Source organism: Leptothoe sp. EHU-05/26/07-4 (genome assembly GCF_043421015.1).
Lineage (GTDB): Bacteria > Cyanobacteriota > Cyanobacteriia > Phormidesmidales > Phormidesmidaceae > Leptothoe > Leptothoe turfae.
Genome location: NZ_JAXSQV010000007.1, coordinates 107,866 through 121,274 on the forward strand (window position 1 = coordinate 107,866; position 13,409 = coordinate 121,274).

Here is a 13,409-nt window from a genome sequence, read left to right on the forward strand (position 1 = left end):
GGCTTAGACAATTTCAGTCTGTGGGATGGGCAGCAAAACGATCAATCAGAACAGTCTGGGCAGGTTGATGAATGTCCATGGGAGGCTGTTGGTCAAAGTCGACTTGCCAAAAGTAACGCCAAGCCTCAACCTGCTCAATTTTGGTGTCAAGGGCAAATTCTATTTGTTGAATCAGGTAAGGGCGATAGATCGCCTGCTGTTCAGCGTTGCCTTCTATGGCATTTTGCACCAGCTGGTGCCCAGGGGTTTGGTTAGAGGTGTCGTTATCCAATGTGTAGAGATCCATGGGGCGTAAGACATGCTGTTGCCCAGAACTGTCTACAACGTGGAGTTCAAGACGATTCACTTCAGTGGGGGGGCTATAGCCATCACCAGTGGAATACATGTCCCACCAGGTGAATGGCCAAAGACTTCCTCCCAGGGCTAGTAGCAAAAAGGATATGCCTGCCGTGAAATATTTGGCTAATCGTAATTCCTGAGCTTCCATGAGCGTCAGTTTATCCCATGGCTGATGTGAGGTGAAGTAGGCCAGCTTAGAAACTAATAAACCCTATTCTGCTGCCTCATCTGCCGTGACAGGCTCTGCTTCAGCATCTATGGCTTCTTCCTGTTCCTGTTGAACGTCTTCAACGGCTTCTTCAATTTCTGCATCGTCGGCAACCGTTTCATCTTCAACGGTTTCGCCGTTTTCAGCTTCATAGGCAGCGAGTTCTACCTCGGCCCTGGCTTGCTGCGCTTCGTGACCCAGTACACCCTCGTAGGCATAGCGGTTGTAGCCGCCATTTTCGACAATGGCTTGTAGATAATCCACGCGGTCCTGGGGGGCTGGGTGGGATGCAAGCCAGGGGACAACTTGACGGTCTCCGTAGCGCTCTTCTAAGGCAAGCATGAGACCATGCATGCCATCGGCGGCATAACCGCTGGAGGCCAGGATTTGAGTGCCGACGATATCTGCTTGTCGCTCCATGCTGCGAGAATAGCCCGAGACAATCGCGTTGGTGACTAGGCCTGGCAATGGTAAGTACTGGGTGAGGCTGGCGGTGAGGTTGCCCTTGGTCACCATTTGAAACCCGTGGGAGAGGACGGCGTGGGAGATTTCATGGCCCAGCAGTCCAGCAAGCTCAGCTTCGCTATCGGTGTCGAGAATGGCCCCAGCATTGACGAAGATTTTGCCGCCAGGTAGGGCAAATGCATTCAATTCTCGGTCAAGAATGACATCGAAGGTGTAGTCAAAATCATCGCGACCGGCTACGGAAGCTAACTGATTTCCAATGCCACGGACATAGGCTAAAAGCTCTTCATCTTCGGAGAGGGGAAGCTGCTCGCGGGCTGAGTTAGCGACTGATTCTCCTAACGATTTTTCGCCCTGCAGCAGGATCAGGCTGGAGTTGAGGGCGGTAAAGGGACCATATAGACCGCCAGTGAGGATATAACCAGCGGCTCCAGTGAAAATGTTTGCGATCGCATTATTCCGAATTTTGGCATTCGTGGCTGACTTAAACCGATCCAAGTTTTCATCAGCTAGATTGGCGTAGTGTTCTGCGTCAGGATGCTCTTCATTCAATAATGCAAATTGACGTGACGCAATCGATGCTTCAATCCATTCTTCTTGCTTCATCATCAACTCAATCTGAGCACTGAGTAAATCAGGATCGTATGGATATAGTGTCAGTGCCTTTTCCAGAACTATTTCAGCATCCTCTGGACGCTCGTAGGTTTGGAGTAGCTCGGCATAACGCAGATGACCTGGGATAAAGGCTGGAACTTCTTCTGTGAGTAAGCCTAAGGGAACCAGGGTTTGGGACTCTCTGCCCGCCTCTATGCCACGGGAAGACTCGCGCCAATAGACGGCTCCACCAGGGGAAAGCTGCTCAGGATTGCGAAAAGGTTCGGCTGGAATATTTTCTAAATCATCATCATCGCGCCAACCAAACGTTTTGGCTTCACGATAGTACTCTTCGGCAGTGGCAATATCACCGGCCAGATACAGTCGGTCTGCCTCTATAATCAGCTCTCGCTGAAACCAAGTTTCTTGTTCCAGGGCGGCAGCTTCAGCATCGTATTCAACCTCATCTTCCGCTACCGTTTCAGCGTCTGAGGCCTCGTCACTAGTTTCATCAGCGGCATCCTTTTCAACCTCATCCTCCGCTGTGGTCTCAGCATCTGAGGCGGCGTCGCTAGTTTCCTCGCCTGTCGGGTCTACACTCTGCTCAGGAGTGTCACTATTGCCACTGTTGTGGAGAATGATATGAGCAGGGCGTTCGGATGCTCGACCTGGCAACACTGGGCTGAGCAGTATCGTAAGACTGAACCCCACTGCTAAGAGCAGCGCAAAACGTTTATTGACCTTCATCATGGCTCGGAATAACGAAGCGATTGGATCTCAGAATGATGCTCGGACATCCCTAATGGGACTATTTTGCCAAATCTGCCCTGGAATAACCTGAGCGATCGTGCTTGTTTAAGGGGCTTGGCTGAAAATGTATGGGTGACATGCAGGTTTTTTCTCGGTGAAAGTCGCTTCAATACAACGGCAGAATGTAGTTGAGCGCAATATACTAAGTTTTATGACGCGTTAAGATATTACCCACCATGAGTCCTGAGACCCTTGAAACTATTAAGCCTTATCTGAATTTTTTCCATCCAATGTTGATGTGGGTCCTGTTTGGCCTCACTGTATATGCCATGTATTTGGGCTTCCAGAGCCGAAAGGTCCGTTACGCCAGTGGTGAAGCAAAGAAAGAACTTATCAAAGGTAAATTTGCCCTTAAGCACCACCAGATCGGGTCAATCATCTTGGCGCTGATGGTACTCGGTACCATCGGCGGTATGGCGGTTACCTATCTCAACAACGGCAAGCTATTTGTCGGTCCCCATCTATTGGCTGGTCTAAGTATGACGGGTTTAATTGCGATCGCAGCATCCCTTGTGCCCTACATGCAGCGTGGTAGCGAAACTGCTCGCTTGACCCACATTAGCCTCAACGTAATTCTTGTGGGTTTGTTTGGCTGGCAGGCGGTGACCGGTGTGCAAATCATGCAGCGCATTTTGGATAACGTTTTTGGAATCACGTTTTAGTCAGTGATTTTGTGTTTTTCACCTAAATAATTTTGAAAAGGGAGCGGCTAATGAGGCGGCTCCTTTTTTGATCAGAGGTGCCATTGCGTTTTAACCTGATCGCTAGACCCCACGAACTCTACTGGATGATGGCCAACGCAAAAACAATGACTAAGCCTCCTGTGCTGATGCAGCTGGCGATGGCACTGAGTGGTTTAGTGGCCTATGGTTACAACTTCTCAAAAGAGAATGTTTTTAATCAGATGCCTGCGGTGATGGCTCTGGTAGACCCCACACTCTACAGTCAGGACTTCTATGTGCAGGAGATGCTCCAGTTCACACCGAGGTCCTACTATTACTATGCTTTAGCGCTACCGGTGAAGCTGGGCTTGAGTGTGCCGATGGTCTGCTTTATTTACTTTGCGATCGCATTTGCAGGCTTGAGTTTGGGGCTATATGCCATTGGTCGAGAGTTGGGGCAGTCTAAACTGGCTGCCGCGGCTTTACCCTTTCTAGGCTTAGCTGTTGTGGATGGCACTGTGGGGGTTACGGATTTGTTTCGGCGCTCTCCAAACCCCAGTGTTTATGCCATTGCGATCGCGGTTTGGGGGATTTACTTCTGTTTGAGGCAGCAATGGATACGGGGCTATGTCTTATTTGGCATCAGCTGTCTACTACAGTTTCTGGTTGGTTTGTTGCCAGGGGTTTTATTCACTCCGGCGTTGATTTTTTATTGCCTCAGGCACAAACGACCCAAACAGCTTTTAGGGGCATGGGGAGCCCTGCTGGTTTTGGCAGGCATGGTTTACAGTCCCATGGTGCTGAGTGGCAATACGAGTAGTGATTTGCTCAGCAATTCAGACTTTATTTGGCTCTATGGCTATGTGCGACACCCCCACCACATCATCATGTCCCACTTTTCCGTCAAGAGCTGGTGGCGGTTTGTTCACTTTTTGGTGGCAGGTTTGGCGTGTTTATATGGCTCTCGACAGTTAAAGCCCAATCACAAAATGACCATTGGCTCTGCCATGGTGATGGGCTGTGGGCTCTTAGCTCTTGGCTATTGGTTTGTGGAGGTTTATCCCATCGCGACTGTGGCTAAACTACAGTTTGCGCGAACAACACCGTTTATTTTGCTAATGGCGCTGACGGCTATTGCTGTGTATGCCAGCGAACACTATCGCCGAGGGAACCAGGCGCTGGCATTACTCTTAATTGCTGCGCCTGTTGTCGACAACTATGGTGGACTGACTACTCTGGTGGTGGTGGTTTTAAGCCTGATTAAGCCGGGCGGAGACACCTTTTGGAAGTATGTGAACCAACGGGTTAACCGCTTTCCGGTCCTGAATTATGCACTCTTTTTGATTGTGCTAACGGTGACCTATTCCTTCCATTTGGCACTGTTTTTAAGCTTTGCGTATCCGTTCTTGTTAGAGGAGTTTCCTGCCCAGGTGAAACGGTTGCGTCCAGCGGCTTATGTGATCACGGCTGTATGTGTTGTGTTTGTTGGTTTAAATTTGGGTGGTGTGATTGTCCATCGCAGTTTGGGACCTGTTCATCGGGCGATCAAATTTGCTCCGTTGTATGACCATCCGGTGAAAAAGCTGGGTGTCGCCTTTCGCGATCGCACCCCCACTGACGCTCTGGTGCTGGTACCTCCCGCAGATCGGATCTTTCGTTTCTATAGCCAGCGCTCTGTAGTGGCTACTTTTAAGGCGTTTCCCTTTACAGATGCTGGTATTGTTACCTGGCAACAGCGGCTAGAGGCGATGGTGGGCACATTGCCAGCCCCTGCGGAAGATAAGTTAGATGCAATATTTATGCAGCGCACGGCGGCGGAATTAGTCGATGTGGCAAAGCAGTTTGGTGCAGGCTATATCCTGACTCGACAAGAATGGCACCCAGATATGCCTGGCACCTTAATAGGCGAACAAGAAGGCTGGACAATTTGGGATGTGAATAGCGCCCCTAATTAAGCCGGAAAAGCTTTGCTGGGTGGGGAAATCAGGAGTTAGGGATCAAGAGTCAAGAGTTATCCCAAATCCAAATTCATTAAATCCGATGAACAATGGACCATCCTGTAGGGGCACTCCCTCGTGGATGCCCCTCGATATCCGGTGCTATCTGCCTCCTGACCCCTGACTTCTCATCCTAAACGTCCCGCTTCATACTATTTGAGAGCTAATAATCCCTGTTCTTTGAGCTTGGGATTGAACTTAATGGGGATCTGAGCACCTCGGTCGGCAACTTTGGCTTTGACGTCGGCTTCAACGCGGCGGGCGAGCTGTTTGAGCAATTTGTTGGTTTGGGAGGGTTCGGCGTTTGCGATCTCATCCCGTTCTACTTCTGTCATAAAGGCTTTAGCATCAATGGGTTTTTCCCACATAGTTTGCTGGTCAGCGTTACCAGGTGGGATGGTGCCATATTCTGAGATCCAGGACTTCCGAATTTCTTCTAGCAGTGTGCGGCTAGGGCGCGTTACTGTGTGAACCTTAAACCAGTGGCACTGCTGTGGACAGCGCACTAAATGCTGCGTGAGTCCCACACTGACATCTCTTGAGTAGCCAACATATTGTAGTGTTTTAGCCTCATCAAAAATGGCATAGATACCCACTTTGCTAGCTAATCCTGGTGGTAACTCACCCTCCACTAAATAGGGATGCATATCTAAATCAGCCAAAGTCGGTGTGGTGTCGGCCATGAATTACGTTAGAGCTCACTACGTCCCTCATCCTAGTGTTGACGGTCAAAAGATCGGTATTCTTTCCAATAAACTCAACGATTGCCGTCCCACGTGTTTCAAAAAGAAACACTATAGTGAAGAAAAATTCCGCCATTCCGCCATGAGTACCCCTACCCCAAAAGACTGGACCAATCGGATCATCTTCGTTTTACTCATAGCCTTTATTGGCTGGCAACTATTCCGAGTGGGCTTAATTGTGGGCGTCGCCAATGGTTGGCTTTAGCCAAAAGGTGTTTGAAATAATGGGCTGCGGGAAGCTGTGCTTCCCTTAATCAGTGTGCTCCTGAATCGGGTCTGGTTGCTTGGCTACAAAGGCCAAAATATCGCGAACAACACCAGTGACACCGCGACTATTGGGAATCAGGATGCTGCCTTTGAGGGCTCCTTTGTCCCGTAGGTGGTTTAGGGATTTAGTCAGTGAATGATTGGAATATCCAACAATCGAAACCACCAGATCGCAATCAGCTAGCTTATCTTTGAGTTGCTTCTGAGACGTACTCACCTCTCGATGGGATGGAATTTCTACCGGTGTATGGATCAGCCCATGGCTAGTGTGTAATGTGTCGATTACGAAACGTCTAGTGGCTTGGTGTCCCCCGACAAAAGCAATTTTCCAATTGGCTAAATTAGTTTCTGATGTCGTATCTGGTTGGGAATTTGATAAAGGCGCTGTTGCTGGAACCTCGGTTGCCTGGAACCGTTGGACAGCCACTAAATTGGAATGACAATTGCTCAGGGCTGATGTTTGGTTAGCGAGTTCTCGTTTTAACGTTTGAAGTTCAGTATCATTTTCAGCGATTAATACATCTAGCTCTTCCCATAGCTCATGGACCTGCTGGTTTTTATTTTCTAAGGCCTGTTGCAGGTCCAAACATTGAGCTTGGGCTTGGGTCAGTTGCTGGGTTAGATCTGCTTCATTCTGTTGCGAGACTGCTAAGGCTGTCCGTAATTGCCTGACGCGGCGATATTCATTGCCACTAATGCCATCCCAAAGCCTTATGCACCAATGGCTCAAACGCCTGATCGGTTTTTTGATGGGATAGATAACGTTTGGGGACTTCATAGGGGCGGTCTCCTTGCGCCGAAATTGCCTTAGCCCTTTGCTTTAGAAATAACGCTATCGTAACCACGCTCGATTGTGTCCATGTTATAGCGATTCTTTGTAGTATCTATTCCCTATTCCCCACTCCCCCTATAAAATGCTGATTGCTGTTTTTGACGGTAATTTATGCCTGGCCCTGAAATTCCCTCTGTTGCTTGGACTTGGCCCATCGGTGCGCAATGGGAAACGCCCTATATCGTTCGCTACGCTAGCAACTTAGATGATGGCCCTGAGCACGGCATGCCACTGGGGGGGCTGGGGGCTGGCTGCATTGGCCGGGCACCCAACGGCACCTTCAACCTGTGGCATTTAGACGGTGGCGAGCATACCTTTGATCATTTTCCGGCCTGTCAGTTTGCCGTCTATGAGGAAGCAGCTGGTGCCTCGCAGACCTATGCCATGGCAACGACTGGTGATGGGTTAGAGCGTTGGCAATGGTACCCGGCGGGGCAGACAGGAAATGACGATGCCAAGGGAGGCACCTATAAAGCTCTATATCCCCGTAGCTGGTATTCCTATCAAGATGTTTTTAACGCAAACCTGACTTGCGAACAGTTTTCGCCCATATGGCCCGATAACTATCAAGAGAGTAGCTACCCGGTGGCGGTGTTTGTGTGGACAGCCCATAATCCCACTGATCAACCGATTACCTTGAGCATTTTGCTGAGCTGGCAGAACATGGTGAGCTGGTTTACGAACTCTGAGTCTTCGCCAGAAATTCAGCAGCGGGAGGATGGCAGCCCGTTTTATGACTATGTGCCACCGCTGCGACAGAGTGCTGGCAATTTTAATCTGCTAGTCAGCGGTGAGCGGGCCACGGGCATTGTCATGGATGGGGCTTGGACGGAGAGTCCTGGTGAAGGAGATGGCCAATTTTGTATTGCGGTGCCAACCACGGAGGGTATGACTTATCACACCCGTTGGAACCCGGCTGGGGATGGCGGTGATCTGTGGGACAGCTTCGCTGGCCATGGGACGTTAAGTAATGTTGCTGATACAACGTCTGCTGTTAAAGACGAACAGGTGGGTGGTGCGATCGCAATCAAATTCACCCTGGCTCCTGGCGAAACTCAAGAACTGCCCTTTGTCCTGACCTGGGATTTACCCGTAACCGAGTTTGCAAAAGGCAAACTGGCCTATCGACGATATACAGACTTTTTGGGTAGCGACAGCACTGACTTATCAGGTCGCTCTGGCCGCAATGCCTGGCAGTTAGCCCAGGAGGCGTTAGCCAATTACCCAACCTGGCGACAAAACATTATCGACTGGCAGCAGCCAATTCTCGATCGGCCCGATCTGCCCGATTGGTTCAAGATGGCTCTGTTTAATGAGCTTTACGACATGGCCAGCGGCGGTACGCTCTGGTCGGCAGCTAGTGAAGCTGATCCTGTGGGCCAATTTGGGGTGCTGGAGTGCATAGATTACCGCTGGTATGAAAGTCTGGATGTACGGCTGTACGGAGGTTTCTCAACGCTAATGCTATGGCCCGAACTCGAAAAGGCCATTATCCGAGCTTTTGCCCGGGCTATCCCCACAGAAGATCCCAAAAAGCGCATCATTGGCTATTACTACACGGTGGGTGAATCCGAGCATTTGGCTCCACGCAAACTGAAAGGTGCCACCCCTCACGACTTGGGTGCTCCCAATGAGAATCCTTGGATAGCCACAAACTACACCAGCTACCAAGACTGCAATCAGTGGAAGGACTTACCCAGTGACTTTGTACTACAGGTATACCGCGCCTTTGTGCTCACCGGAGGCGATGACCTTGAGTTTCTGGCGGAATGCTGGCCCGCCGTGACTCAGACATTGCAATATCTCAAGCTGTTTGACCTGGATGGTGACGGTGTCCCTGAAAATGGAGGGGCTCCGGATCAAACCTTTGATGACTGGCAGCTTAAGGGCTTGAGTGCCTACTGTGGCGGACTGTGGCTGGCGGCCCTGGAAGCCGCGATCAAAATGGGTGACCTTTTGCAGCAGCATGGAAAAATTTCTGGCAGCTTTGCCATTGTGAAATCCCAGTATCAGCGCTGGATTAAGCAGGGCAAAATTGTTTATCAAAACAAGCTGTGGACAGGCAGTTTCTATCGTTTAGACTCCGAAAGCAACTCTGACGTGGTGATGGCCGATCAGCTGTGCGGCCAATTTTGTGCACGCCTGATGGATTTGCCGGACATTGTGGACCAAGAGTTTATCAATATTGCCCTCGACACGATTTACGATGCCTGTTTTGTGAAGTTCAATGAGTATGCAGCTAAGCATTCGACACCACAAAATCAAAAATTTGCAGGTTCCCAAACGGGTTTCTTTAGTGCGGCCCAGTTAGGGATGGCCATCGGTGCAGCCAATGGTGTGAAGCCCGATGGTTCGCCAGAAAACCCGGATGACACTCACCAGTTAGAGGTTTGGACCGGCATTAACTTTGGGTTAGCGGCATTTTTGGCTCAGATGGGCAAACGCGATCAAGCCATGGCGATAACAGAAGCGGTGGTGCAGCAAATTTATAACTATGGCTTGCAGTTTCGCACCCCAGAGGCAATTACGGCTATGGGAACGTTTCGGGCCTGTCACTATCTTCGCCCCATGGCTATTTGGGGATTATATGCTCAGCTCTAATTGCGATGGAGCTGGAACCTTAGTAATCTGACTGTGCATCAAGCTTAGGTCTGCTGGAAATTTGTGGATACCTATTGGATTTTTACGGCGGACCCTATTTAAACCAATAAAAGGCCAATAAAAGGAGGATTGTATGGGCGCTTTTTCAGGAGCTAATAACCACAGCACAAGCGGCAATGTAGGTGTGGCCATTATCGCTGGCGTTGGTGGCGATCTGGCATTTCAAGACTTTGCAACAGATGCCGATGGTGAGCTACAGGGATACTTAACCATCGGTGGTGATTTAGCCAAGCAGACGGTTGACTTGGGCACATTGCCTGCAACTGAGGGGGCATTTAATGTGTCATTTCCTGGAGACACCGATATTAGTTTATTTGACACGGTTGTTGTCACGGTGGGCGACGTCAGCGTCGGTACGGCTAGAGTCCCTTAAGTTGACGCATACGTTTCTGACCATAAAGCGGGGCGAAACTTGAGCCATGAGTTGATGGGTGGTGATGCTATTCAAACCCATGGGATACTGGCTGCTGGTGTTTTCCCCGTACTGTTGAAACAGATGAAACAGATAAATTGAAACAGAGAAATCTGTCGATTGTTATTAATTGTTGAACAGAGAAAGTTGTTTTTCTTGGCTTTTCTGTTTGAGTTGAGTGATGTCGAGACCTTCATGCTCTAGGAGCCAGCGTTTACGATCTAATCCGCCTGCGTAGCCTGTTAAATTGCCGTTTGAACCGATAACACGGTGACATGGCAACACAATGGAAATAGGGTTCAAACCGTTGGTGGTGCCCACTGCCCTGACTGCCGCTGGATTGCCTAACTGTCGTGCCAGCTCTCCGTAGGACATTACAGTGCCAGCGGGGATAGAGCGTAAAGCTTGCCAAACCTTTGTCTGAAATTTAGTGCCACCAGGGTTAACTGGAATAGGGTCAATGGCAGTGAGATCCCCTTCTAGATAATGACGAATGGGGGTTAATAAATCACGTTCAAGTAGGTTGTAGCATGCACTGCCGAGTTGTAGTTCAACTAAATCAAAGGTGCCATAGCGCTTAGCCAATAGCCGCATCATTCGTTGCTCATATCCCTCGTAGTCAAGGGATACAACTACATTGGCATCGGTGACTAATAAAATAGTGCCAATGGGAGATGCGACTTTGGTGAGGTCTAAGGATTTAGGTGACATGGGAGAGCTACGATGAAAAATCGTATAGACCCACCATAGCACCTGGATATTGTTTCCGTTCTAACGGTGATCCTAATCGGTTCAGCTGCTCTACAATCGCTTCTTCTGATTCGGCTCGTTTGCGCGCCAACAGAATCCATACCCTCTTTTTGTTTTGTAACTCTGTTGTTTTGAGGGTCCTTAATTCCCTATAGTGCTGTTCTAAATCCTCATCAGATACTTTCCAAATGCCAATGTTTTGTAACTGGCTGAGGACAATGTCAGATGTCGGCAGTTCAAAGCGGCGATTATAAAATTTAAACTGTAGCTGTGCTCCTGGCAAAACATAGAGCTTATCCCCTGATTGCCAGTGCGTATCAATATATTCAATCGTTGGTCTCACGTGATCAAAATGCAAACCTGTAGGCACTATCGTAACGCGTAGACCTCGCTGTAACGGCATGAATATCATGGTTATTGCCATGATCAGGCTGATAACGCCCAGGATTCTAGGCTTTTGTTTCCATCTCTCCAACCAAAAAACAATTCCTTCTGACAGAAGGATAAGCGCAAATGGGGTTAAAAATAAGATCAGTCGTTCTCTAAACGGATATTTATGGAGAAAAGCAGCGATTAGAGAAATGATGAATGGGCTGCCAAGGTATAGTAGTCGCCGTTTAGATCTCTGATACAACAAAATACAGCCAGTCACAAAGGCCACCATGGCAACACCATCTGTGGGACTGGGAAACCCCAGGGGGCGATAAAAGAACCGGCCAAAGGAATCTAACAGCCATACAATATCCCAGAAATTATCGGGGTAGCGGCCTGCCCAGCTATCGGCTAACTCTGTCTCTGACAATGCTTTGCTGATCACCCCAAAGTATAGGCCGATGAAGCTAGCTATCCAGGCACCATAGAGAGGAATCCGTCGTAGTAAAAATTCTTTTAGAGATTGCCAGGATATTTTCCAGGGTTGAAGGATGAGGATGTTAGCGCCTTCAACACCTGCCAGGATAAAAATACTGGGAAATGAAAGCCAGATGCTGACTATACCCAGCATGCCAGCCATAGATAATTTTCTGAGGCTGGGTTTAAGGGTATCCATGGATATCAGCACCATGAATAACAATAATGCGATCGCAACATCCCAGCTATAGGGTTTGGTTTCAGTCGAAAAGTAGGCTATGTAGCCCAGCACTGAAAATAGCAAAATTGCAATGGGTCGCCCCCATCCTTGCGTAAACTGTTGGGTAAACCGATAAAACAATCCCAGGGACAACAACCCACCCAACAACGGGAATAGCCGTAAAGCAAACTCATGGCTGCCCAATGTATCAATGGCAAATTTCTCAACCCACAGAAACAGGGGTGGGGCGGCCTGGTTGTAATCCAGGGCCTCTAGCAATTCCAGATAGTTGCGGTCCAATAGGTTAAGCCCGAGGGCAACTTCGTCGAACCATAGGGACCGATTGCTAAAGTACTGGCTAAGTCGCATTAAAATCCCTATCCCAAGGCTGAGCAAGGAGGTTACCTCTAGCCAACGTTCCTGGGATAAGGATTTTAGGGTTTTGGTGAGCACGGTGCGTGGTGGATAGATATTGATCTTTGTACTGGTTTACCACGGATATCCTACGCACTGAACTCAACCCACTGAGACTGGACTACAGACTTTGCAGATGGCTTCAATGTGACGGTGGTCGGTACCACAACAGCCCCCCAATACCGTTAGATGCGGTAGCTGTTGCTTCAGCATGTAGAACCGTTCGCCCAGATCTTGGGGATTTCCTTCATCCAGGGTTTCGGTCTCGTTTAGCTCAGCGTGGCTCATCATGGAGGCATTGGCACGGATGCCGCGAATGCGCTCTACCCAGGCACCTTGATTCAGAATGGCACGGTCAAAGTGAATGGGGTGAGCACAGTTGATCATGTAATAGGCGGGAGCGCTATCAGTGGCTGCATCAACCGTATGAATCGCATCCCGTAGCCCCATGCCATTGGGTAGTGTGCCGTCGGTTTCCACCGTAAAGGAAATGACCACGGGCATCTGAGCGTTTTGGGCCGCGCGGGCGATGCCGATGGCTTCCTCAGGGTAGGTCATGGTGATGGCTGAAACCAGATCCGCTGTAGTGTCGCGGAAACTATCCACCTGGTCCTGATGATAGGACGCAGCCTCAGCCGCACTCATCATGACGTCAAGGCTGTAGCCGTCGGCCCGGGGACCAATGCAGCCGCTAATGATGATGGGGCTTTGGGCAGTGGCGTAGTCATGGCGAGTGGTTTCGATCAGTGCGATCGCACGTCGATTCACATCTGCTAGCTCAGCAGCACCATAGCCCTGGCGATGACCCCAGTCAGCGTTTGCCCGCCAGGTGGGGCTCTCTAAAACTAAACCCAGGCCATAGGTTTGAGCCAGTTTTCCGTAGATGCTGAAATAGGTCTGCAACGCCTCAGTTCCAAGGGGACGATCCAACAACGTAAATGCTGCAAAGTCTGGCAAATCCCAGCCCTGCTGAAAAATCAGCACGGTTTCGATGCCCCCATCCGTAATAAAGACATCGTCAGACAGCTGGGGCAATGGGTGTCTGTAATAAGCCATAGGGGTTGGCTCCTTAAGTGTGTGCAAGGTTCGGTTAAATTTGATACAAACCTCAGATCGTTATTCCCCAGCGCATTTTGTGATTCTGGTCACGTTCTAGTGGCTGAGCAAAGCGCCATCGCCAGACAAC

The 13,409-nt window shown here is 49.5% G+C and carries 12 protein-coding genes; 5 read left to right on the top strand and 7 right to left on the bottom strand.

All coding sequences use genetic code 11. The features are described 5' to 3' along the window. Positions 1–13: 13 nt before the first annotated feature. Positions 14–487, bottom strand: a complete 474-nt coding sequence (locus U2F10_RS24905; RefSeq protein ID WP_163666085.1) for a hypothetical protein — start codon at positions 485–487, stop codon at positions 14–16. A 63-nt stretch (positions 488–550) separates the two neighbouring features. Further along, positions 551–2,356 (bottom strand): M48 family metallopeptidase, encoded by a 1,806-nt coding sequence (locus U2F10_RS24910; RefSeq protein ID WP_499873600.1) that lies wholly within the window; start codon positions 2,354–2,356, stop codon positions 551–553. A 236-nt stretch (positions 2,357–2,592) separates the two neighbouring features. Between U2F10_RS24910 and U2F10_RS24915 the strand changes: the two genes are divergently transcribed. Both U2F10_RS24915 and U2F10_RS24920 read left to right on the top strand, forming a co-directional pair. Next, positions 2,593–3,078, top strand: a complete 486-nt coding sequence (locus tag U2F10_RS24915; RefSeq protein WP_499873602.1) for a DUF4079 domain-containing protein — start codon at positions 2,593–2,595, stop codon at positions 3,076–3,078. A 146-nt stretch (positions 3,079–3,224) separates the two neighbouring features. Continuing rightward, on the top strand, positions 3,225–5,033 hold the full coding sequence (locus tag U2F10_RS24920) for a DUF6798 domain-containing protein (protein WP_499873603.1): 1,809 nt from the start codon (positions 3,225–3,227) through the stop codon (positions 5,031–5,033). Positions 5,034–5,227: 194 nt separating this feature from the next. On the opposite strand, the gene U2F10_RS24925 is transcribed toward U2F10_RS24920, so the two are convergent. Further along, a complete protein-coding gene (locus U2F10_RS24925; RefSeq protein WP_163666092.1) occupies positions 5,228–5,758 on the bottom strand; it encodes a GIY-YIG nuclease family protein in 531 nt (176 codons plus the stop codon). A gap of 142 nt (positions 5,759–5,900) precedes the next feature. Here U2F10_RS24925 and U2F10_RS24930 point away from each other — a divergent pair, with 142 nt between their 5' ends. Continuing rightward, positions 5,901–6,023 (top strand): hypothetical protein, encoded by a 123-nt coding sequence (locus U2F10_RS24930; RefSeq protein ID WP_499867909.1) that lies wholly within the window; start codon positions 5,901–5,903, stop codon positions 6,021–6,023. A gap of 45 nt (positions 6,024–6,068) precedes the next feature. Here the strand turns inward: U2F10_RS24930 and U2F10_RS24935 are convergent, their stop codons facing one another. Continuing rightward, positions 6,069–6,863, bottom strand: a complete 795-nt coding sequence (locus tag U2F10_RS24935) for a hypothetical protein (RefSeq protein WP_163666094.1) — start codon at positions 6,861–6,863, stop codon at positions 6,069–6,071. Between the two features lie 165 nt (positions 6,864–7,028). Here U2F10_RS24935 and U2F10_RS24940 point away from each other — a divergent pair, with 165 nt between their 5' ends. Further along, positions 7,029–9,518, top strand: coding sequence for a GH116 family glycosyl hydrolase (locus tag U2F10_RS24940; protein WP_163666096.1), 2,490 nt, complete (start codon positions 7,029–7,031; stop codon positions 9,516–9,518). Between the two features lie 133 nt (positions 9,519–9,651). After that, a complete protein-coding gene (locus tag U2F10_RS24945) occupies positions 9,652–9,951 on the top strand; it encodes a hypothetical protein (RefSeq protein ID WP_163666098.1) in 300 nt (99 codons plus the stop codon). A 165-nt stretch (positions 9,952–10,116) separates the two neighbouring features. Here U2F10_RS24945 and U2F10_RS24950 read toward each other — a convergent pair whose 3' ends face one another. The 3 genes from U2F10_RS24950 to U2F10_RS24960 all read right to left on the bottom strand — a co-directional run bounded on the left by U2F10_RS24950 (position 10,117) and on the right by U2F10_RS24960 (position 13,279). Beyond that, positions 10,117–10,701, bottom strand: coding sequence for a methylated-DNA--[protein]-cysteine S-methyltransferase (locus U2F10_RS24950; RefSeq protein WP_499873604.1), 585 nt, complete (start codon positions 10,699–10,701; stop codon positions 10,117–10,119). Between the two features lie 7 nt (positions 10,702–10,708). After that, positions 10,709–12,262 carry a glycosyltransferase family 39 protein gene (locus tag U2F10_RS24955; RefSeq protein WP_499873605.1) on the bottom strand — a complete coding sequence of 518 codons (1,554 nt, stop codon included), beginning with the start codon at positions 12,260–12,262 and terminating at the stop codon, positions 10,709–10,711. Between the two features lie 63 nt (positions 12,263–12,325). Then, positions 12,326–13,279 (bottom strand): homocysteine S-methyltransferase family protein, encoded by a 954-nt coding sequence (locus U2F10_RS24960; protein WP_499873607.1) that lies wholly within the window; start codon positions 13,277–13,279, stop codon positions 12,326–12,328. Positions 13,280–13,409: the final 130 nt, after the last annotated feature.

Bases quoted from the DNA above. Each gene is read 5' to 3' on its own strand.
- U2F10_RS24905 (WP_163666085.1), bottom strand. From the start codon at position 487: ATGGAAGCTCAGGAATTACGATTAGCCAAATATTTCACGGCAGGCATA.
- U2F10_RS24910 (WP_499873600.1), bottom strand. From the start codon at position 2,356: ATGATGAAGGTCAATAAACGTTTTGCGCTGCTCTTAGCAGTGGGGTTC.
- U2F10_RS24915 (WP_499873602.1), top strand. From the start codon at position 2,593: ATGAGTCCTGAGACCCTTGAAACTATTAAGCCTTATCTGAATTTTTTC.
- U2F10_RS24920 (WP_499873603.1), top strand. From the start codon at position 3,225: ATGACTAAGCCTCCTGTGCTGATGCAGCTGGCGATGGCACTGAGTGGT.
- U2F10_RS24925 (WP_163666092.1), bottom strand. From the start codon at position 5,758: ATGGCCGACACCACACCGACTTTGGCTGATTTAGATATGCATCCCTAT.
- U2F10_RS24930 (WP_499867909.1), top strand. From the start codon at position 5,901: ATGAGTACCCCTACCCCAAAAGACTGGACCAATCGGATCATCTTCGTT.
- U2F10_RS24935 (WP_163666094.1), bottom strand. From the start codon at position 6,863: ATGAAGTCCCCAAACGTTATCTATCCCATCAAAAAACCGATCAGGCGT.
- U2F10_RS24940 (WP_163666096.1), top strand. From the start codon at position 7,029: ATGCCTGGCCCTGAAATTCCCTCTGTTGCTTGGACTTGGCCCATCGGT.
- U2F10_RS24945 (WP_163666098.1), top strand. From the start codon at position 9,652: ATGGGCGCTTTTTCAGGAGCTAATAACCACAGCACAAGCGGCAATGTA.
- U2F10_RS24950 (WP_499873604.1), bottom strand. From the start codon at position 10,701: ATGTCACCTAAATCCTTAGACCTCACCAAAGTCGCATCTCCCATTGGC.
- U2F10_RS24960 (WP_499873607.1), bottom strand. From the start codon at position 13,279: ATGGCTTATTACAGACACCCATTGCCCCAGCTGTCTGACGATGTCTTT.